This is a genomic window from Streptomyces sp. LZ34 (assembly GCF_053890475.1).
This window is the reverse complement of sequence record NZ_CM132680.1, coordinates 6,008,826-6,029,949: the sequence shown is the minus strand read 5'-3', so window position 1 is coordinate 6,029,949 and position 21,124 is coordinate 6,008,826. Positions and strand designations below refer to the sequence as shown.

The following is a 21,124-nucleotide window of genomic DNA, read 5'->3' as shown; positions in this document are numbered from 1 at the left end:
CCTGCCCATGTCAAATAACCTCGGTGGCTCATGGCGACAGGGGAACGGGGAGGTTCGGTGGGCGAGCTCGACTCCTTCGGCGCTTGGCTGGAGCGCCAACTACGGCGGAGCAGGGTCAGTCAGGCGGAGTTGGCTGCGGCCTTGAACATGACCCGAGCCGGGGTTTCGGCGTGGGTCAACAACCGTGCCATGCCGAGAGCCGACAAGCTCAGGTTGATAGAGGAGTTCTTCGGTCTCCTGCCCGGGGCTGCTACATCTCTGCAGGACGCCGAAAAACGGGCTGTTGACCGTATCTGGTACCACCGACGTGCGCACGCGGACGGAGGGAGGGAGTTCGGTAACGCTGCCGCCTTCGCCTTTGAGGCCGATCTCGGTACGCTCGCCCGAGAGGCCACCCAGAACAGCCTCGATGAACGACTGGATCCCACGCGCCCCGTACGTGTCCGCTACACGCTCCACGAGGTGAGTGGCGATCAATTGCGCGCGTTCAAGGACCACCTGCAGTGGGACGACCTCGAGCCGCACTTCCGGGCAGCGGCCCGCCACCGTCAGAAGGTGGGGCGAGTGCTCGCTGAGGGACTGCGAGAACTCGACGAGAGCGACAGCCTGTTGCTCCTACGGATCGACGACTACAACGCTGCCGGACTGACAGGACCGGAGTACGACGACGGCAGGTTCTCCGCTGTCGTGCGGCGTCAGTTGGACAGTCACAAGACAACAGGGCGCGCTGGCGGGTCGTTCGGCCTGGGCAAGGCGACCCTGTGGGCGAACAGCCGCCTGGGGCTCGTCTTGATCAACAGCACTCTCTCCGAGCCATATGAAGGTCATCAGGAACGGCGCATGATCGGGCGTCTGGATCTGCCGTGGAGACGGGTGGAGGGTGAGTCGTTCGCCGGACCCGCATGGCTCGGAGAGCCGGACGAGACACCAGGTTTCAGGAGAGTGGCTCGGTCATGGTGGGCGGACGAGGAGACTGCCCGTGCCTTGCATTTGGAGCGCGAGAGCCCGGATCCGGGCACATCCTTTTTGATCGTTGGCGCTCATGACATGGGCAGCGAGAGAGAAAGAGGACGGCCCGATCTTGCTGACATGCACGCCAAGTTGATTGTGGCGCTGGCCGACAACTTCTGGGCCGCCATGACGGGTGGAGAGAGCACGCCTCCACTGCTGCAAGCCTCGGTCGCGGCACTGCGCAACGGCGAGATCGTGATCCCAGAGCAGCGCGTGGACCCCAGCGAGCACTTTCCGGCTCAGGTGAGGGCATTGAAGGCGTATCTGGACGGCGCCACCGTGGAAAAGCTCACTGCGGTGGATCAAGTGGCGCTCGTCCGAGTCCCTTTGTCGGTTCCTCCATTGCGAGGCACGGGGGACAAGGCGGTGGAACATCAGGCCGTGTTGCTGGTGACTCCTGCGGACGACATGGATCAGGAACACAGCAGGGTCGTCTACATGCGTGGCAGCCGGATGACGGTCATGACCCGTCGACCGCGGGAGATCCCTTTGGGGACCGACCCCTTCCAGGCCATCCTTCTGGCCGGCTATGCCACCGGCGAGGACGGGTCGGTGGTGGCGTCGGCGGAGGCGTTCCTGCGGGCATCCGAGCCGCCCGAGCACGACAAGTGGGACAGAACCGAAGAACTCGCGGTTGCGTACGCTCGGGGTGCACTGACGCGTCCCAAGAAGTTCCGAGCCGATGTGGACGCTGCCCTGCGTGAAGTTGTCGGACGCCCTGAAGCACGAGCCAACGGGGGACCGTCCGCATTGCGGGAACTTCTCCGGTTGGATACTTCGGCCGGGGCACGCCGCAGTGAGGGGTATCCGACCGTTCGCCATCTGGATGGGGCGATCGAGGACACCGGGGCCTGGAGAGTCCATATCGAATTGCGCATTCCACAGCGGGACGACCCTTGGTTGCTGACTCCCGTTGCCTGGTTCGATTCGCAGCAAGGCGGGGGAGCCACGATCACCTGGGCAGCACTCACTGCGGTTGAGAACTGTGAGGTCGACGGGATGAATTTGCGGGTTCATCCTGGCGTACGCAGCGCGTCGTTTGCCGGCGTGACGGCAGTCGGCAGTCACCCGGTCTCGGCAGGTTGGGCGCGTCTCGCCGTGGACATCAGGCGAGCAAAGGGGGAGCGGATATGAAGACCTTGATGCCCTACCCCACGGTTGTGGGCGACACAGACGTGACGATCGAGAAGGTTACGCTCGATGGGCGGGATCTTTCCTATTCGATGATCTCCCGCACCGAACATGTCGTTGCCTTGCACGAGGTCGAGCGGGCCGAGTGGGAAGAGGCAAGGATCGAGGTGCGCGTCTCGCTGCCGGAGCGTGAGATCGAGACGGGTCCGTGGACCGACGTCGGCTGTGTTGCCGTACTCACCGAAGGGGCGACCAACACCCGACTGGCGCGTCCGCTGCGCAAGAAGCTGGACGGGGTATGGGTCGGCAGCGTCCCTGTGTCGCGCACGTTGCACCGTGCTCGCGCCTCCCTGACGGTGAGTGTCGTTGCCACCGTCGGAGGCGTGGCCGGCCGAGTGATCGGTACCGCTGACACGGTGTGGACGATCGACCTCACCGCTCGTGTTCCTGAGCGCAAGAAGGAACTGAACATCGTCGAGATTGACTTCCGCGACGGTACCGAGGAGTGGTTGGTCAGGTTCAAGGACTCTCCATGGCTGGTGGAGACTAGTGGTGAGATGCCGACTGTCTATCTCAACACCGGGTTCGAAGGTCTCGCGCCACTGCTCAATGGCGCCGGGAACGAGATGGAGAGGGGTGCGCGAGGATTGGTGGTGTCCCAAATCGCCGACGAGGCGTGGACGGCCATGTTCCACGCGGCTGTGAGTGATCTTGAGATCGATGACGACGGAACTCCTCAAATCCCGTCGGGATGGCGTGAAATGGTGTTGCGCCACATGCTGCCGGATGTGATGCCCGGAGCCTCGTTGGCCGATGCCTTGCTTGAGGTGCATGAGCGTCGCGCGGACGATCAGGGGTGGTCGGAGTTGCAGACCTATATTCATCACGCAGCAGCCAAGCGCGCCCGCATTCCGAAGCATCTCAGAACTGCCGTTCGCGCACTTGATCGGGCGGAGGTGACAGACCGGTGAGCCGGACTTCCCCTGCACTTCCAGAGGTTCTTGCCCTACTGCCCACCTCCGCGGCCACGCAGTATCTGACACGTAGCGTGCTCACTGGCCAAGAGAATCCGCCCAGGGTCGCCCTTCAGCGTGCCAGTAGACCTATTGGCACGACTGCTGCGCGTTGGTACACCGCGCCGGCGAGGGAATTGATCGAAGAGGCTATGCGGAGATTCGCGGATAGACGCACTCGAGCCGACGCTTGGCTGGCACCACGCCTGCACGCCACCCTACGTATGACGCGAGCCGAAGCAGCCAATCCGGAGCTGTGGAACTTTATGTCCTTGGCAGTGGCGCCGGACTACGTGATCTGGCGTCACCGGGGGCCGGCTACGTCAGCCACGCTCAGTCCGACTGCCCCCGCGGATCGCTTCGTGGGGGTGCACTATAAACATGCCTTCGCAAGGCTGTGGTGGGCCGCAGAAATGTTCCGGGATGGTGAAGACTACAGGAGCGCCGAATTCGCGTGCGGTAACCAGGACGTGCTCAATACGGCGCTCAGGCTGAATGCGATCGATCACCGCCCGACGGCACTGGCGATTCTTCAGGTTCTTCGGAATATGGCGGCGAGCAAGGCGTCTCTCCTTGGTGATCACGTCAACGCGTTGGCGAGCGAGGTAAACATCGTCGGGAGTACCTTGATGTACGACGTCATCGCGCCAGTGGAACCACCTGATGTCGACGCCGTTCTTGAATGGATTGCGGAAGGAGAATCAGCTCCGCCTGTTCCACTGGAATCGCTGCCGGACGGTCCGAGGGACGGAAGAGTTCTCAAATCATCAGTGGACGCTCTGGTGAAAATATTTGAGAAGGTTCATGAGGAGTCCCCCTATCTTCGGCGTAGAGGAGCGACCGCTGAAGAATCGGGTGCCGGAGTCAGCCTCGCAAAGCCTGGTGGATGACCCCCGCCAGCGCCCGCGAGAGGCCGACCGGCACGGCATTCCCGATCTGACGCCCGATCTGGATCTTGCTGCCACACCATTTGAATGACTCAGGAAAACCCTGAATGAGTGCGGCTTCATAGTGGGTGATGGGACGCCATGCGAAGGGGTGCAGGTAGCGACCCTTTTCTGGCTTATAGAACTCCGTTCGGATAGTTACCGAAGGTCGATCCCAATACATGCGCCCCATGACGTCGTGGGATCCGTTTCGGTGGGCCAGCCAGTTCGGAGTCGACAGTTCCGGAGGAAGATCGTGTCTGTTGCCGCCTCGAGGAATTGCTTTGTATCGGGCCAAGGAGACATCTGTTGGCGTCCGCCCGAAATGCAAGTCCGTGGTTCTGAAAGTTCCCGGCAGGATGAAGTCCTTCAGCCCGAGTGGATTGCAGGTTCCTTCCGGGAGTTCAGTGGTGACAGGTGTCACCAGGGAGCGTGAGAAGACCGCGGGGCCGACTGCCACCCAAGGCTTTTTGGACTCGATTCCGGGCAGCGTTGTTCCCATCGTTTCGGGCGCCTTGGCGTGGCTGGTATCGGGGTAGCGGAGTCCGTTGAGATATTCAAGATCTCGACGGACTCCTATGACGATGGTTCTGCGTCGTGATTGGGGTACACCGTAGTCCGCCGCATTAAGGACGGAGTACTCGACGAGTTTGTAGTCTCGCAAACCACCGTTGGGCTTCTCTGTGGCCGCGTAAAGTGCCTCGAACTCGGCGGACCTCAAGAACCGATCAACATTTTCGACGATGAAAATCTTGGGCTCGATCTCATTGACGACCCGCATATATTCGCGCCACAGTTTGTTACGAGGATCGTTGACATCCCCCAGCCCGAGCCCGGAGAAGCCTTGGCACGGAGGGCCACCAAGAATGACGTCTGCTTTGATGCCGTGGTCGCGAGGTTGCCAGTCCTCGATGTCACCCGCGTGGATGTGATGCAGCCCGCCGGCGTCGTCCGCGAAGTTGGCGGCATACGTCGAGGCCGCCGCCAAGTCGTGCTCGACGGCCGCAACTGATCGGAAGACCGGAGCCGTCCCGCCAGGGGTGCGGAAGGACCGGAAACCTTCCGTGAAGCCCCCGCATCCCGCAAAGAGATCAACAACGTTGATCGGCTCCGGGGCTTCCTGGTTGTTCATGACCGTGAGTTTAGCCGGCCGCTGGGAGTGATCACGAACATACCTGGTGATCGGCCGGAAGGCACTGCCGGAAAGCCGGCAAATCACACTCAACTGCCCCCTGCCTGCGCCTTCACCCCAAGTGCGTGGGCGATGCACAGTCCTACAGCCTCAGCCACCGGCGGTGGTGAGGCATGGCCGACCTGCCGGTACACGGAGGTTTTTCGGCCGAAGAACCTCCACTCGTCAGGGAAGGACTGCAACATCGCGACCTGACGCACATTGAGCTTGGGCAAGGCATCGACGGGGAAGTCGGGGCCTGGCACACCGTCTCCGATGCTGTTGCCGTTGACGCCCAACCTTGCCCAGGCGCGCTTGGAGCCGGTCGGTCCGAGATCGGCCCCGCCCCTGAAGGCGGAACCACCCACGATGGCGGGTGCCGGCTCATTCGCTCGTCCAGCCCATGCAGAGGCTCCGGGCCAACCGTCTCGGGCCATGGATGCTTCCAGTATCTCTCCGACCGAAGGCGCCGGTTCGGCCGCGGGTTCGGGCCAGTCGAATCGGCTGAGCTCCGGGTGACGCATGGCCACCAGAAACCCTTGTCGGCGGTGCTGAGGGACGCCGAAGTCCGCCGCATCGAGCACACGCCACTGGACTTCGTAGCCCACGTCGGCGAGGTTTTCGACGATCCAGGACCTGATGTTCTCGAACTTGTCAGAGGTGACAAGGTCAGGGACGTTCTCCAGCAGGACGGCACGTGGCTGCACCGAGTGTGTGAGCCACACCGCCGCCTCCAGGAGTTTCCGCTCCCTGTCGCTCTCGCGGCGCTGAACCGTCGCCGCCGACTTGACGCGTGGCAGGCCACCGGCAAGGAGGTCCACGTCATAGACAGAGGGATGTTCTTCCGGGTCGAAGTCGATGACATCGGTGCGCAGGACTTGCCAATTCGGGCGATTCAGCTTCAGCGTCTTGCAGGAGTTCTCGTCGTTCTCGATCAACATGACCGGATCGAACCCTGCTCGTTCCAGCCCCAAGGCCTGGCCACCGGCTCCCGCGCAGATTTCGAGGGAGGAGAGTCGTGGTGAGGTCAATGCGGCTTTCTCCTTGAGGCAACGATGGTGGGCCGGTGACCGGGTGGGTCGGAGCAGGCCAGGACATTTCTGGTGCCGGACGTGTCTGGTGTCAGGTCGCGTCGATGATCGCCTCGTTCTCCTGGGCGGAGTCGATGGTGGTGAACCGCACGACCTTTTCGTCGTGGCCGTGTGCTGTAGCGGGGGCCACGAAGGCGAAGGCCATGACCAAGCGCTTCAGGTCGGCCTCGCCCGTTGCTGTGACAGGGGGGCGTTGCTCGAGTACGGGATACAGGGTGATCACACCGCGTCGGGGAGCCATGTGTTGCTCTGTGGCCGGATCATTGCTGTGTGTGAGGGAGCCGGCGATCCGCATGGCCACTGCTCGGTGCTTCGGGTCGCTGATGGCGCCGAAGAGCGGATAACGCTCGGGCCGTCGCTGCCGGCTGAACCAGGACAATGAGCGTTTGCGTGTTCCCAGCGGGACGCGCTGACCCGAGGAGGAGTGCTGAGGTGCGAGCACCAGCCAGTCGTCCACGTCTCGACGGGACTGTGAGATGGCCTCCAAGTAGGCGAGGCTCGGGGCGAAGTGCTCTCCGTGCCATTTCAGTGTCCGAAAGACAGTGATGGCCTCTTCGGGGGTCAGTAGCCCGGTGAAGGCCTCGAATCCGTTAGTGGTCCCGGAATCTGTTTTGTGAAACGAGAAATATGTCGGAGTGTCCGACAGTCGATCCAGCACCGGGAGCCACTGGTCGGTGTTGTGGCGCAGGGCAGCAGTCTGGTTTTCCGTCGGATATGCGGTGGGTTCTGACCACTGGCCCGGCGATCTGACCTCGACCAGGCGTGCGTTGTACATCTTGTTGCGACTCGTCGGCTTCAATTTCGGGAAATGCTGGGAGACCAGAGGCGGCACTTGAGCCGGTGTGACCTGTGGCTTACCCTTCACCATGACGGAGTACTGTTCGAGCTGTGCTCGGAAGCTCTCCTCGTCTCGGCAAATTGCCTCGAAGGCGTCGTAGAGGTCGATTTCCTGTGGGCGCAGTCCGCCCGACGACTCCCTGCGGCCGACCCACAGGCGGACCAGGTCTCGGTAGCCCTTGCGGAATCCGAACCAGCGACCCATCTGCATCATCGTGGACGCGTTGCCCGCGCGTCGGCGGAAGTAGGTGACAGTCAGGCCCTCGACGGTGAATCCTCGCGACAGTTTTTGCCCGCCGATAAGGATCTTCCAGATAGCGCGACGGTCGAAGTCCGCTTCGCCTCTCTCGATGTCCTTGTCGCCGTTGACCACGATGACCGGTCGGTCGTCGGCGCCGATGCGGGCCCAAGCCGCTCCGATGTAGGGTGCCAGGGCGTCATAGGAACTGGGGACCGCGAAACCGTTGGCTCGGACGCGGGAAACGGGAAGAAGGTCGGACTCGAAGAGTTCACGCAACCGCTGCCGGCCGGAAGGGCCGGTGTACCCGCCCTCGTCCCACAGGCGCAGCAGCCTTCCTCGCAGCTCGCTGTGCTCTGCCGTCAGCCGGGACTCGTGCACCAGCATGGTGTGGTGTCGGAAGTGGTTCTCGTCCACCCGAGGATCTTCGGCCTCTCGGTAGATCTTCATGGCTCCCGTAAGGACGAACATGTCCAGGGCCCTGCGCAGGCTGACGTCGTCCTCTTCCTCGGTGGAGCCACCGATTTCACGAACGTAGGCCTTCTCGTTCGAGTTCGCCACGGTGCGCTGCTGTGGCGGAATCTTCGACTCCAGGTCGTGAAAATCTTGAATCCCCATGTAGCCGTGGGGCCGACGGAGAGAGATCAGGAAATCCCTCGGGAAGATGTCCCTGGTGTCGCTGGGGTCGATGAATACGTTCGCGAACGGTGTTGCGGTGTAGCCGACGTACTGGGCTCGCGGAAGAAGTCCCAGCAGCTCGGACACCTTCTGATTGATGGCTGTACGATCGGGGCCGTCACTCCTGTTGGGATTGGCGGTGTTCGGAGACGCCTCGTCGGACTCATCATCGATGATCAAGGCTGGGATCTCGCCCAGAATTCCCTGGATCTTTTCCAGGTCATTCACCAGCTTGTTCAGTACGCTCTTATTCTTCTTGACCACCATCAGGCGAGCGGCCGCGTGGTCGAGGTTACGCGGGTCGTACAGTGGGAGTGCCTTCTCCCGCTTCTCGATCTGGAGCGCGCGGATACCTTGAGCCAAGGACTTGTAGTCATTGGCGCGTGTGGTGAGCCGTTCGACATCGAAGGCGCCAAGTTCTGACGGCATCCCACCGTGAGTCAGGAATTTTCTGCGGAGCCATGCGGTGTCGTCCGCGTAGTCGGAATCAACCTCGTTGCCGGCCCCACGCAGGATGTTCTCCCGCCCCACCAACTCCATGTCGAGGCGGCGTTGGGTCTGGGCACGCAGGAGATTCAACGTCCCCCCGAGCACGATGACCAGACGGTACCCGGCGTCGATGGCCTTCGCGATGACGCCCGTGAAGTTGGCAGTCTTCCCGGACTGCACGTAGCCGACAACCAACCCCTTCGACTGATAAGCCTCGGGCGAGGTCGGGTCCGCCAGGCGCTCGACAACCCGTTCGGCGGCGTCACCCAGGTCCGCTGTGGTCTCTGGACTCCAGCCCTTCTGCTCCTGCAGGTAGCGCTGGTATGCCGGCCAATACCAGTCGACGCCATGCTGAGTGCCGATCCCGCGCCAGGGCTTCCGTTCTTGGCTGATGACGACTGGACCGGCGGTCTTCTGCACCGGGATCTCGGCATCCAGAACCTTGCGGGTTACGGGCTCAAGGCCGAGTCTGTCGTGGACCACGGTGCGACGTTCGTCCGTACGTGGCTCGGTATCGGAGGCCCAGTCGGTTGTCGTGGGGCCGGTCGCGTAGTCCCAGTCGGTGAGCTGAATGCGCCATAGGCGCTTCAATGCTTCGGCGCCATCGCCGCCTGCGACCAAGATGTCCCTGAATGCTGTCTCGGACACGTCGTGCCCGGATGCCTGCATCTCGGCGTAGAAGGCAACGGCGCGCCCGAGAGGTGCGGGGCCGGCTGCTTGCATGCCGGCCAAGGCAGCCTGATGCACCTTGAGAAGTAGGTCGGCGTTGGCGTTGTCCGCTGTGCTCATGTGGCGCTTCCTCAAGGGCGGTGGCTCACGGTAGGAAGAATTGACTCTGGAGCGCTGCAGGCGGTTCGAGGCCAGCCGGCAGACCTGTCACGTCGATGTTGTAGTCGACCTTGCTTATGCGGGCGGCCGACTCGGCCGGCAGCAGGCGAAGGAGTGACTGGTCCAAGCGTGGCAGATGGTCGTCGACCATGAGGACCAGCGGCGTGCTGCGGAGCGACCAACGTTCGTCGTCCGTGGACAGGATGTTCGAGCTGCCGGGTTGGAGGATGGCCGCGAGACGTTGCTCGAGTGTGTCGAGAGCGGCACCCGTTGTGTGTTGTGCGAACTGCTCTCGAACGGACGAGGCGCACTGGGTGAAGGTGCGACCGTGAGCACCGCCTCGGGTGAGCTGGATAGACACCAGCCAGAGCGGCCGGTCTGTACTCGGGGTGAGTTGAGAAAGGCCATGGATGGTGTGACTGCGTTCCTCCGAGGATGTGGTCTTGACCTCGATGTCATAAGACGGCAGACCGAAATCGTGCTCCTCGCCGTACGACCCTCTCCAGGATTCTGCGGCGGTTTGCCATCCATGCGAGGTGGCGATGGCTGTCAGCATCACCAGTTCGCCCATCAAGCCGATTCGTTTCTCCAAGCTCATCGCCCGGGGTTTGTCGAGAAGGGCACGCCAGGCCTGCACCGTCTCATTGAAGGCTTGATCCGGGGTCCGCCCCCGGTCAACGACGCGATCGGCGACGGCGCACAGGAGGTCGTGAAAGTCGCGCAGCAGCTGTCGTTGGGTGGTCCTGAGACGAGCCATGCGCAGGCCGTCGTACGCTATTTCCTCGACACGTATCAGCGGATGTGGCGAGCGCGGCAACCTCTGACGGGACGTGAGCTCCAAATGGAGGGCGATGTCGCGATCGTCCGTCACGACGTAGTCGACACGGGGCAGGGCACTGCCACCGAGAGGGATGGTCGTTCCTCGGCCGGCGTGAAGAAAGTGTTCGATCTGCGACCAATCGGCCTTGGAATCAGCCGTCATCGTCGGCCACCCGGTCCAGTTCACTGCGTGCCGCAGCCACCAATACCGATTGCCACAGCTGTAGGTTGTCCTTCTCGCGACGGCCGCTGTACTCCTTCTCGAAAACTTCATGCAGCAGCAGGTACATCAGCGACTTAAGAAGTGGGGCATCGTTGAGACTGCCGTCATGGCCGCCCAGGATCGCCTTGCGGTAGTGCTTGTTGAGCACGATGGTCCGCTGCTTGCGATCGACGTGGAAGAACAACTCGTTGTCCAACTTGTCCCAGCGGACGCTGATCGGGTCCTCATAGGGGAGGAGAGGCAACTCCTCCTCGATGGCCGCCCGTACGTCCGGAGCGATCCCCTTGCCCGGGCCGATCACCGCCTTGCGTGTGACACCTACTCGTCTGCGGGCCTCGCGGTAAGTGGTGTCTGCGGCCGTCAGGTACTGGGAGAACTTGGTGCCCGACTCGTCCACCGCTTCATCGAGTGCGGCTGTGAACTCTGGGGACAGGTCGACGCCTGACTTCTTGACTGTGAGTCGAAAGACGTCGCCCAGCATCTCGGGTAGATCGATCGCCACGCGAGCAAGAGAAAGATGCTGTTCGGGCTGGCGGTAGTTGTTCCAGCCGCCAGCCTGGACGAGGCGGTCGTTTCGGTAGAAGTAGAAGCCCTGTCGATCGATGACGGAGCCCACGGCCCGGTACTCGTCGATGTTGGACTTGGGGGGCCAAATGTGGGCGTCGAGCACGATGTGGGAAGCGAGACTCTTGATCGAGGCGCCGAACTTCCGCGGGTAGTCCGCAGCACCGGTAACGGGGTAGGCGAACGGGTCCAGGGGTTCGACACCGAAGTCCAGGTAGACCGTGCCGGTCAGGACGTCCTCGACGGCGATAGTGATGTTGAAGTCCGCGCGAGCCAGAAATCGATGCAGGTAGAGCCCCAAGTGGAGGCCCAGTTTATTGATTGTGCGTTGTAGGTAGCGATCTGTCTGCCCGCTGCCGCCGTGCTTGGGGAAGTCCTTCACTCCGTCCCAGCGAACAATTGTGCCCTGCCATGTGATGGGCTTGTCGTAGTAGCGGTCGACGAGTCTCTGTGCGAAGTCGGAGTCGACAATATCGCACTGGAATCCGGACTTGGCGTGCTCCATCAACCAACGGCGTCCCGCGGCGCGGGTGCGTTTGGTGGTGCTCACCACTGTGACGGCGTCGGCGTGAGAGAGGGACGCCGACTTCAGGCCGGTACCGAACATCCCGAGAGACTTGGCGCCGTACGACTGGCGACCGCCGATCGTCATGGCGACGTCCAGCGCTTCGTCGTCCATGCCACGTCCGTCGTCCACGACGAGGAGGGAAACGAGTTGCTCGCCGTCACGAAGGAAGTGGATCACAACGTCTTTCGCGCCTGCGTCGATCGAGTTGTCGACGAGGTCGGCAATGGCCACCTCGAAGCCGTACCCTTGGCTGCTCAGCGCCTCCATGTACCGGGCATCCGGAGGTAGGTGCTTGCTACCGGTTGTGGGGACGTCGAACTGCCAGCCTGTCATCATCCGCCTTGAGATCCGGGAGTGCGAGGAGTGTGATCACTCGCAATCGCATGATTCGTACGAGTAATGGTGACGGTAGAGCAGGGGACCGACAAGTGGGTTGGAAGTTCTGAAACCGCGCTCTTCCGGCACCGGTCTATGAACTGTGCGGCCTTCTCGCGTCGGCGACGGCGGCAGCCACCCGCCCTGCCACATCGGACGGCGCTTCGTGCTCCCAGAAGCGCAAAACCGTCCATCCGTCCGTCGTGAGGCGTTCGGTGGTTTCAAGGTCGCGCGCCATGTTGCGATTCAGCTTGTTTCGCCACCAGTCGGCGTTCGCCTTCGGATGGGTCGCGTGCTGGGGGCAGCCGTGCCAGAAGCACCCATCGAGGAAGACAGCGATCTTGAGGCCAGGAAAGGCGATGTCGATGCTCCGACGTGGGAGCCCCGGGACGGGGCGGTGCAGACGGTAGCGATGCCCGCTGGCATAAAGGAGACGGCGCACAGCCATCTCTGGGGTGGTGTCCTGGCTGGCCTGGCGGCTCATGCGGGCGGAGACACCGAGGGAAGACGGTGTGACGGGCACGTGGCCATTGTGCCGGCCAGGGCAGATGTCATTGAGTCCGGGCAGCTGGACGGCGGCTTATGCGCCACGGTCCGGCCTCTGCGGAAGGCATGCCTGAGCGGCGGGGCGTTACGGCTGACCCTGCGGGTACGGCGGCTGATGCGCTGGCGGCCAGGCCGGGTAGCCGTACGGGGTGGGCTGGGCGTACGTGGGGTGCGGCGCGTACGTGGCCTGGGGCGAGGTGGGCCAGTACGGCGGGGGCATCATTCCCGGCTGCGGGCGGGGGAGGGGGCGGCGGGGCATGGGGACGGAGAGGGCGGCGTGGGCGAGGGCCGGTTGGGCGGTCTCTCGGGTTTGCCAGAGGCGGTCCAGGAGCTCGCGCTCGCGGGTGGTGAAGTCGGGGCCCGCCGTGCCGCGGTGGGCGCGGTGGCGGAGGAAGGCGAGGGAGGTGGCGGTCGCGGTGTAGTCGGCGACGACGCGGGCCGCGGCCGGGCCCTGGGTGCGGCGGGCGAGGTCGCGGGCTATGCCGCGGGCGCGCATGGAGGAGAGGGCGATGGGCTCGGGTGGGGTGAGCCAGCCGGCGGCCTGGTAGATGGGGAGCTGGGTGCGTATGGTGCGCAGCTGGTTGTTGCGGGACCAGATGACCAGCCAGGTCAGCAGGCCGAAGACGGGGACCATGAAGAGGGCGTAGACGGCGAGGAAGCCGTAGCCGCCGAAGGTGGCGGAGCCGTTCCAGAGGCCGTGCAGGACCATGGCGCCGAGCAGGGCGGCGATGGGGACGAGGACGCGGCGCGCTCGCTGGTGCTGGGCGGCCGCGGCGGCTATGCCGAAGCCGATGCCGGTGGCGGCGGTGAAGAGGGGGTGGGCGAAGGGGGACATCACCGCGCGGATGAAGAAGGTCGCGGCGGTGGTGGAGCGGATGCCGGAGTAGCCGAATTCCTGGTCGCTGACGAAGGCCGTGCCGAGGTAGAGGATGTTCTCGGTGAAGGCGAAGCCGGTGGCGGTGATCCCGGCGATGACGACTCCGTCGACTATCCCGTTGAAGTCGCGGCGCCGGAAGAGGAAGAGGAGCAGGACGGCGGCGGCCTTCGCGCTCTCCTCGACGACGGGGGCGACCAGGGTGGCGCCCCAGGCGTCGGCGTCGGCTTGGCCGTCGGGGGAGGAGTCGGCGACGGTGGTCATGAGCCACTCGGTGGCGAAGCCGTTCGCGATGAGGGCGACGAGGGTCGCGGCACAGGCGCCCCAGGCGAAGGCGAAGATCAGGTTCCGCGAGGGTTCGGGTTCGACGCGGCCCATCCAGCGGAACGCGGCGATGAGCAGCGGTACGGGCAGGACGGCCAGGCCGAGGCCCACCAGGAAGCCCTCGGTGCCGGTCTGCCGGCGGACCAGCGCCAGGATGACCAGCCCGGAGAGGGAGAGCAGGACGACCAGCGCCGTGGCGCGCAGGGACTTGTTGGCCCACAGCGCGCCCAGTCGGCCGCCCCAGGGACCGGGGTGGGGCGGGTGCGGCCAGCCGCCTCCTCCGGCCGGCGGCGCGGACGCGGCGTCGGGCCACGGCTGCTGTCCGTACGCCGTGGCCGGTGGGCCGGGCTGCTGGTGCGGGGGCGGGGACTGGTGCACCTGACGACCCTAACGAACGGCGGAATGGTGGACCGCAGGATTATGCCCAGCCGCTAAAGGGCGCTATGTGTCCTTGCGGCGGAAGATCAGATCGTGCACGACATGGCCCTTCTGTAGGCCCTGGCCCTCGAACTTGGTCAGCGGGCGGAAGTCCGGGCGCGGGCTGTAGCCGCCGTCGGGTCGGGTGTTCTCGAAGTGCGGGTCGGCGGTGAGGACCTCGAGCATCTGCTCGGCGTACGGCTCCCAGTCGGTCGCGCAGTGCAGCAGGGCGCCGGGGCGCAGTCGGGTGGCGGCGAGGGCGATGAACTCGGGCTGGATCAGGCGGCGCTTGTGGTGCCGCTTCTTGGGCCAGGGGTCCGGGAAGTAGACGCGCAGCCCGGCGAGGGAGGCGGGCTCCAGCATCTCGCGCAGCAGGATGATCGCGTCGCCGTTCGCCACCCGGACGTTGGAGAGGCTGTTCCGCTCCGCGAGAGCGAGCAGATTGCCCTGGCCGGGGGTGTGGACGTCGGCGGCCAGTATGCCGGTGCCGGGGTCGGCGGCCGCCATCTGCGCGGTGGCCTCGCCCATGCCGAAGCCGATCTCCAGGACGACGGGCAGGTCCGGGTCGCCGAACAGCTCGCCGAGGTCGAGGCGGGACAGGCCGTCGATGTCCAGGCCCCACTGCCCCCACAGGCGGCGCAGCGCCTCGCCCTGGCCCAAGGTCACCCGGCCACGGCGGGGTCGGAAGGAGCGGATGCGCCGCTCGTGGTGCGAGCCGGCGGGGTCGGCCACGGGGCCGCCCGGGAACATCGGCTCGGCGCGACGGTCGCGCGGGGGCGGCGGCAGCGTGCGCTCGGGGCGGGGGGCGGGGGCCGTGTGGTGCTCGGCGGCGTGGTTTTCGGCGGTGTGGTTCTCGGACACAGTGCTTCGATTCTACGGGCCCAGGCCCCAGCGCCCAGGCCCCAGCGCCCAGGCCCCAGCGCCCGGGCCCGCGTCACAGCCGCTCCAGCACCCGCCTCGCGACCTCCCGCCCGATCGGCAGGGACGCCGTCGCCGCGGGCGAGGGCGCGTTCAGCACATGGACGACGCGGGGGGACTCCCTGATCAGGAAGTCGTCCGCCAGCGTGCCGTCGGGCAGCACCGCCTGGGCGCGTACGCCCGCCGGGGCGGGTATCAGGTCGTCGGCCGTGACATCCGGCAGCAGACGGCGGACGGCGTCGGTGAAGGCGCTCTTGGACAGTGAGCGGCGCAGCTCCCCCGCGCCGTACCGCCAGTGGCGGCGGGCTATCCGCCAGGAGCCGGGGTACGCCAGCGTCCCGGCCAGCTCGCGCGGGCGGACCGTGTGCCAGGTGTAGCCCTCCCGGGCGAGGGCGGGCACCGCGTTGGGCCCGATGTGGACGGCGCCGTCGACGCCGCGGGTCAGATGGACGCCGAGGAAGGGGAAGGCCGGGTCGGGGACGGGGTAGACCAGGCCGCGCACGAGGGAGGCGCGCGCGGGGACCAGCTCGTAGTACTCGCCGCGGAAGGGGACGATCCGCATGCCCGGGTCGTCGCCCGCCAGCCGGGCGACCCGGTCGCAGTGCAGGCCGGCGCAGTTGACCAGGGCGCGGGCCCGCAGCACGGCCCCGTCGGCCGTACGGACCGCGACCGCCGACGGGCGCCGCCCGATGGCGCGCACCCCCGCCCCGTACCGCACCGACGCCCCGGCGTCGCGCGCGAGGCGGGCCAGCCGGGCCGCCACCGCCTTGAAGTCACAGATGCCCGTCGTGCCCACATGGATGGCGGCCAGGCCGCGCACCCACGGTTCGTGCTCCGCGAGCTGGGCGGGGCCGAGCTCGCGGACCGGGATTCCGTTCTCCCGGCCGCGCTGGACCAGGGCGTGCAGCCGGGGCAGCTCCGCCCGCTCCGTCGCCACGATGAGCTTGCCGGTCACCTCATGGGCGATGCCGTGCTCGGCGCAGAACTTGACCATCTCCGCCGCGCCCTGGACCGCGAACCGCGCCTTCAGCGACCCGGGGCGGTAGTAGATGCCGCTGTGGATCACGCCGCTGTTCCGCCCCGTCTGGTGGCAGGCGGGGCCGGCTTCCTTCTCCAGGACGGTCACGCGGGTGCCGGGCGCGGCGCGCGTGATCGCATACGCCGTCGACAGGCCGACGATCCCGCCGCCGACCACCAGCACATCGCAGTCCAGCGCCCTCACGTCACCTCACCTCCCCACACCGCGCACAATCCACTCACCCGACCCGATGACTATCATGACCCGCGCCACTGACAACCACCCGAAACCGACGTCATCGGCCGCGCGGCGTTCTGTCCACGGCAAATGATCACGGCAAATGATCACGGCAAATGATCACGGCGAATGATCACGGCGAATGATCATGGCGAATGATCACGCGCCCGGCCTCACGGTCAGGTGATCATGCGGCCGGGCCGGAGCCGCTCAGCGGTCACGTCGGCACCGCATCAGCGGTCGCGCCGCTCACGCCGGTCACGCCGGCGCCATCAGCAGCGGCCGCGCCCGCTCCCGCAGTTCGGCGACGCGCGGCTCGTCGCGGTACGCCTCCAGGCGGTGCATCAGGTCCCGTACGTACTCGGTGGTGCGCGCGGACGAGATGCGGTTGGCGACCTCCACGGCACGGGCGCCCGCCGCGCACGCCGCGTCCAGGTTCCCGGACTCCAGTTCGGCGACGGCGGACACGACGAGCCGCAGCCCATGGGAGCGGACGAACTCCTCGGTGGGCCGGGCCAGCGCCTGCTCCGTGAACCGCCGCACCTGGCGCGGCAGTCGGAGGTCGCGGTAGCACTCGGCCGCGTCGGCGGCGAACCGCTCGTGCGAGTAGAAGTCCAGCCAGGACGGGTCGGGATCGCCCGAACGGGACCGCTCGAGCCAGCCCTCCGCGGACTTCAGCGCCGCGCCGCAGGCCGGCCCGTCCCCGGCCTTCGCCTGGGCGCGGGCCTCGACGAGGCGGAAGAAGCTCATGGTGCGGGCGGTGGCCAGGCCGCGGTTGCGCTCCACGGCGGCCTGGGCCAGGTCCACGCCTTCGTCGGCGAAGCCCCTATAGGTGGCCTGGAGGCTCATGGTGGCCAGCACATAGCCGCCCAGGGGGACGTCGGCCGCGGCGCGCGCGAGGCGCAGCGCCTGGATGTAGTAGCGCTGGGCGGCCTCCTGCTGGCCGGTGTCGAAGGCCATCCACCCCGCGAGCCGGGTCAGTTCGGCGGTGGCGCCGAACAGGGAGCGGCCGACCTCGTCGCTGTACGAGCCGAGGAGCAGCGGCGCCGCGTCGACCCGCAGGCACTCGGGCACCATCGAGGAACGCCAGTCGCCGCCGCCGTACTTGGAGTCCCAGCGGCGCGCGTCCTCGGCGGCCTCGCGCAGCTTGGTGACGTCGCTGTGCCCGACGCGCTGGGGTAAATCGTCCAGGCCCCCGCCGCCCTCGGCGTCCTTGGGCTCGCGCGCGACCGACGGGTCGGCCGGGGTTATGAGCCAGCGGGACGCGGGCGTGGCATATGCGCTGACCGCGAAGGATCCGGCCAGACTCTGCCAGATCCCACCGCCTCCGCGCCGACCCGCCAGATCCAGCCGGTAGAGCTCGGTCGCCGAGCGCACGGCCTGGCCGATGTCGCGCGGGAAGGCGAGGCCGACCTCGGGCGCCGGATCGGCGTCGGCGAGCCCGATCTCGTGGAGCGGTACGGGCCGGCCGAGTTTGCTCCCGATCGCGGCCGCAATCAGATGGGGCGCGGCGCCTTGGGGCACCATGCCCTTCGAGACCCAGCGGGCCACGGACGTCTTGTCATAGCGAAGCGTCAGGCCACGCTGGGCTCCGAGGTCGTTGACTCTGCGCGCCAGCCCGGCATTGCTGATCCCCGCGAGGGCGAGAACGGTGCCGAGCTTCTCATTCGGCCCGCGTGGCTCCCTGGACATGCGCACCCCTCGACAGCACCGACGGCCGCCCCGGCATAGGCGCGGGGCATTCGTAAACCCAGCGTAGTTCGCCGCATCCCGACCGTTAAGGGGTGGTGTCCCGGATGGCGAGATTCTTGTACGAACGGACGTGTGGAGCGTGGTGCGTGCTCCCGGTGTGTGTGGCAGTGCGCCTGTCCGTGCGCTCTGTCTCAGGGTTCGCGGGAACGTTTCGATGGGACCTGCGTGGGTCGGCCCGCTGTACGGAATCAGTGGGCTGGGGGACGCCGCCGCCTCATTCCCCGCGGGTGGCGGAGCGGTCCGGGAGGCGGATGCCGCCTCCCGGACTGTCGTGGAGTCAGGTTCGGTACGGGGGTGTGGACTTCCCGCCGGGACGCCGCAAGTCCATCGCAAGACCCCCGCGAGAGCGTCGCGAGGCTTCCGCAGGCCCATCAAGAGCGCCACGGAAGTTTGGCCGAATAACGCCTGTCAGCGCCTGTCGTGGCTCCGTGTGCGCTGATCACGGCCGGGCTCCCGCGCCGGGCCGGGGAGGGGGAGGTCCGGCGCGGCAGCCCTCTCTGTGGCGTTCAGCGCATGCGCCTCTGTGATGTTCAGCGCGTGCGCCCCGCGCCGACAACTCATTGGCGCCTCTGCGCCCTTGCGCGCCCCCTTGCGCCCCTCTCATGGCAGCATGGGCCACGGCGGAGCGGTCCGTCGCACCGACGACGGTTCCCGTGCGGGCGTCCGTGCTTGGCGGGATCACGTCTTGTGATCAACCCTGTTGTTCCTGTGGTCGACTGCGGTCAAAGGACATCCAGGAGATCCATGTAGTTGTCCGGTTCGATGCCGAAACCGTCGACGTGCTGTGCATGATGGCACCTACTTCTTGGTTGCCTTGTTTGCCCACACCCTGTGGAGGCGCGATGCGGTGGTTGGTGGGGTGGAGCAGTACCGCATCGGGGCCAGACCCCTCACAGGGCCGCGCGATCCAGCCGGTCGGCGCCCAACTCCTGTGGGAGGCCCCCGATCCGCTGTGGGCGGTCGGCGACTGGCGGCCCGACGAGGTACGCGTCGTCCAGGCCGACCCCTTCTCCCGCCTCGCCGTCTTCGGCTGCTGCGGCGCCTCCGACGAGGAGCTGCGCGTCGGCCTGTTCGCCGCCCGCGGCGGCGCCCTGCGCCACCTCACCGCCTGGTCCGGCAGCTACACCGCCGTCGCCCAGGTCGGCCGCCGCACCACCATCGTCGGCGACCTGGCCGGCGCCCGGCCCGTCTTCCACACGGACTGGGGCGGCGGCACCGCGTACGCCACGGCCGCCCTCCCGCTCGCCGACCTCATCGAGGCACAGCTCGACGTCGGCCACCTCGGCGCGCTCCTGGCCTGCCCCGACTCCCCGGAGGCGATGGGCGACGGCACCCCGTACATGGGCGTCAGACGGGTGCCCCCGGGACACGCCCTGATCCTGCGCGACGGGGCCCGCGACATCACCGGCTACGAGCCCACCGCCTCGCTCGCCGTCGCCGCGCCCCAAGTGGACCAGGAACAGGCCGTGGACGGCGTCCGGGACGCCCTCGTGGAGGCCGTACGGGCCAGGCTCACCGCGCCCCGCCACGCCCCCGAGACCGACAGCGGCCTCGACCCCGGCCCGGTCCCCGGCATGGGCCCCGCCGAGCGGCGCGCGGCGCGCGGCGCACCGGCGCCCGGCATCGGCGCCGACCTCTCCGGCGGCAGCGCCTCCGCCACCCTGGCCCTGCTGGCCGCGGGCCTGCCCGGCATGCCCGGCACCCTCCTCGGCCACGGCGCCGAGGCGGGCGAACGCCTCCTCGCCGTCACCTTCAACGACCTGGCCACCGCGGGCGGCGCCCGCGCCCGCGAGGCCGAGCTGGAGCGGGCCGGCGCCATCGCCGCCAACCCGCGGCTGCACCACGTCGTGGTCGCCGCGGGCGAGGAGGCGCTCCCGTACGCCGCCCTGGACAGCGGCCCGCTCACCGACGAACCCGGCCCCTCCCTCGTCACCGCCGAACGCCACCGCCGCCGGCTCGTCGCGGGCAGCGCGGACCACTTCGTCGGCCACGGCGCCCGCCAGGCGCTCGACGCCCACCCGGCGCGCCTCGCCGACCTGCTCCTCGACCGAAGACGCCGCCACCTGCTGCGCCCCGCCACCGCGCTGGCGAAGGCCGACGGACCCTCCGGCCACTCCTTCTTCGTGCCCTTCACGGTCTACCGGGCGGCGCGCAAGCTGGCCCGTACGTCCTATCGGGACGGCGTCGAGGACGCCGCGAGCCGCCTTATGGAACGGCGCTTCACCGACGACGGCAGCGGAGACGGAGGGGGCGGCAAGTCCGGACACGGGGTCGTCTCCGCCTCCCTCGCCGCGCTCGCCTGGTGCCGGCCAGGACCCGCCGCGCGCTGGCTCACCGGCGAGGCGCTGGCCGAGGTGTCGCTGCGCCTGGAGGAGGCCGCGGCCCGCCCCGTCACCCTGCGCCGCCCCGGGGAGCGGCGCGCCGACGCGGCCCTGGCCAGGCACGCCGCCGACCACCGGGTGTTCGAGCAGGCGGCCGAGGTCCGCAGCCAGCGCCTCCACGCCCCCTTCCTCGACAACCAGGTCGTACGGGCCAGCCGCGCGCTCCCCGAAGCGCTTCGCGTACAACCGGGGGCGCGCGCGGCCGTGCTGCGCGCGGTCCTCGCGGGAGCCGGCATCCGCGACCTGCCGCCCGGCTGGGGAGCCACCTCCCACGCCGCCCACGCCGCCGCCGTACGGACCGGGCTGCGCGCCTGGGTCGGCGAGGTCGTCAACCTCTTTGACGCGCCGCTGCTGGCCGACGCGGGCCTGGTCGAGGCCCGCGTCGTACGCAAGGCGCTGCGCGCGGCGGCGGAGGGGGAGCGGCTGCCCCTGGACGGGCTGGCCGAACTCGTCTCCACGGAGGTCTGGCTACGGCGGCTGCTGGCCCGGCGCGGCACCTGCTGGACGGGGACGGCGGCGCCGCGGCAGCGGGCGGTGGCGGGCGGGGTGGTGCCGCGGTCGAGCCTTTAGGGCCGCGGGTGGCTATGGGGGGGCGTGGTGCTGTGGTCCGTCTGCGGCCTGTGGGCCGGTCGGGGCCGGGTGCGGCACGCCAGCTGACCGTGTGTTCGTATGGACCGACCGCTGACCCGAGGACA

Annotated in this window: 14 protein-coding genes; 4 read left to right on the top strand and 10 right to left on the bottom strand. The window is 67.3% G+C overall.

Annotated features, from left to right (window positions below; translation table 11 throughout):
• Window positions 1-57: 57 nt before the first annotated feature.
• The 3 genes from ACWY4P_RS24245 (at window position 58) to ACWY4P_RS24235 (ending at window position 4,045) form a co-directional block, all read left to right on the top strand.
• Window positions 58-2,145 carry a helix-turn-helix domain-containing protein gene (locus ACWY4P_RS24245; protein WP_456212630.1) on the top strand — a complete coding sequence of 696 codons (2,088 nt, stop codon included), beginning with the start codon at window positions 58-60 and terminating at the stop codon, window positions 2,143-2,145.
• Window positions 2,142-3,113: a hypothetical protein gene (locus tag ACWY4P_RS24240; RefSeq protein WP_456212629.1), complete on the top strand. Its 972-nt coding sequence runs from the start codon at window positions 2,142-2,144 to the stop codon at window positions 3,111-3,113. The genes ACWY4P_RS24245 and ACWY4P_RS24240 overlap by 4 nt, the downstream gene beginning before the upstream one ends.
• Before the next feature lie 194 nt (window positions 3,114-3,307).
• Window positions 3,308-4,045: a DUF6339 family protein gene (locus ACWY4P_RS24235; protein ID WP_456213040.1), complete on the top strand. Its 738-nt coding sequence runs from the start codon at window positions 3,308-3,310 to the stop codon at window positions 4,043-4,045.
• On the opposite strand, the gene ACWY4P_RS24230 is transcribed toward ACWY4P_RS24235, so the two are convergent.
• The 10 genes from ACWY4P_RS24230 to ACWY4P_RS24185 all read right to left on the bottom strand — a co-directional run bounded on the left by ACWY4P_RS24230 (window position 4,020) and on the right by ACWY4P_RS24185 (window position 17,988).
• Window positions 4,020-5,213, bottom strand: a complete 1,194-nt coding sequence (locus ACWY4P_RS24230; protein WP_398533561.1) for a DNA cytosine methyltransferase — start codon at window positions 5,211-5,213, stop codon at window positions 4,020-4,022. The two genes, ACWY4P_RS24235 and ACWY4P_RS24230, sit on opposite strands and share 26 nt — an antisense overlap.
• Before the next feature lie 89 nt (window positions 5,214-5,302).
• Window positions 5,303-6,226 carry a DNA cytosine methyltransferase gene (locus ACWY4P_RS24225; protein WP_456213039.1) on the bottom strand — a complete coding sequence of 308 codons (924 nt, stop codon included), beginning with the start codon at window positions 6,224-6,226 and terminating at the stop codon, window positions 5,303-5,305.
• 148 nt (window positions 6,227-6,374) lie between these two features.
• The gene (locus ACWY4P_RS24220) at window positions 6,375-9,374 is read right to left on the bottom strand and encodes a Z1 domain-containing protein (protein ID WP_456212628.1); all 3,000 of its coding nucleotides are present in this window, start codon (window positions 9,372-9,374) and stop codon (window positions 6,375-6,377) included.
• Between the two features lie 25 nt (window positions 9,375-9,399).
• Complete coding sequence (locus ACWY4P_RS24215) at window positions 9,400-10,395, bottom strand: PD-(D/E)XK motif protein (protein ID WP_456212627.1); 996 nt, start codon at window positions 10,393-10,395, stop codon at window positions 9,400-9,402.
• A complete protein-coding gene (locus tag ACWY4P_RS24210) occupies window positions 10,385-11,923 on the bottom strand; it encodes an ATP-binding protein (RefSeq protein WP_456212626.1) in 1,539 nt (512 codons plus the stop codon). Before ACWY4P_RS24210 ends, ACWY4P_RS24215 begins: the two co-directional genes overlap by 11 nt.
• Window positions 11,924-12,056: 133 nt before the next feature.
• Window positions 12,057-12,446, bottom strand: coding sequence for a very short patch repair endonuclease (locus ACWY4P_RS24205; RefSeq protein WP_398533579.1), 390 nt, complete (start codon window positions 12,444-12,446; stop codon window positions 12,057-12,059).
• A 147-nt stretch (window positions 12,447-12,593) separates the two neighbouring features.
• Window positions 12,594-14,084: a PrsW family intramembrane metalloprotease gene (locus ACWY4P_RS24200; protein ID WP_456212625.1), complete on the bottom strand. Its 1,491-nt coding sequence runs from the start codon at window positions 14,082-14,084 to the stop codon at window positions 12,594-12,596.
• Between the two features lie 63 nt (window positions 14,085-14,147).
• The gene (trmB, locus tag ACWY4P_RS24195) at window positions 14,148-14,873 is read right to left on the bottom strand and encodes a tRNA (guanosine(46)-N7)-methyltransferase TrmB (RefSeq protein WP_456213038.1); all 726 of its coding nucleotides are present in this window, start codon (window positions 14,871-14,873) and stop codon (window positions 14,148-14,150) included.
• A gap of 184 nt (window positions 14,874-15,057) precedes the next feature.
• Window positions 15,058-16,263 carry an L-2-hydroxyglutarate oxidase gene (lhgO, locus tag ACWY4P_RS24190; RefSeq protein WP_456212624.1) on the bottom strand — a complete coding sequence of 402 codons (1,206 nt, stop codon included), beginning with the start codon at window positions 16,261-16,263 and terminating at the stop codon, window positions 15,058-15,060.
• Window positions 16,264-16,554: 291 nt separating this feature from the next.
• The gene (locus ACWY4P_RS24185) at window positions 16,555-17,988 is read right to left on the bottom strand and encodes an MFS transporter (RefSeq protein ID WP_456212623.1); all 1,434 of its coding nucleotides are present in this window, start codon (window positions 17,986-17,988) and stop codon (window positions 16,555-16,557) included.
• A gap of 902 nt (window positions 17,989-18,890) precedes the next feature.
• Here ACWY4P_RS24185 and ACWY4P_RS24180 point away from each other — a divergent pair.
• Complete coding sequence (locus ACWY4P_RS24180; protein ID WP_456212622.1) at window positions 18,891-20,999, top strand: asparagine synthase-related protein; 2,109 nt, start codon at window positions 18,891-18,893, stop codon at window positions 20,997-20,999.
• The last annotated feature ends 125 nt before the right edge of the window (window positions 21,000-21,124 follow it).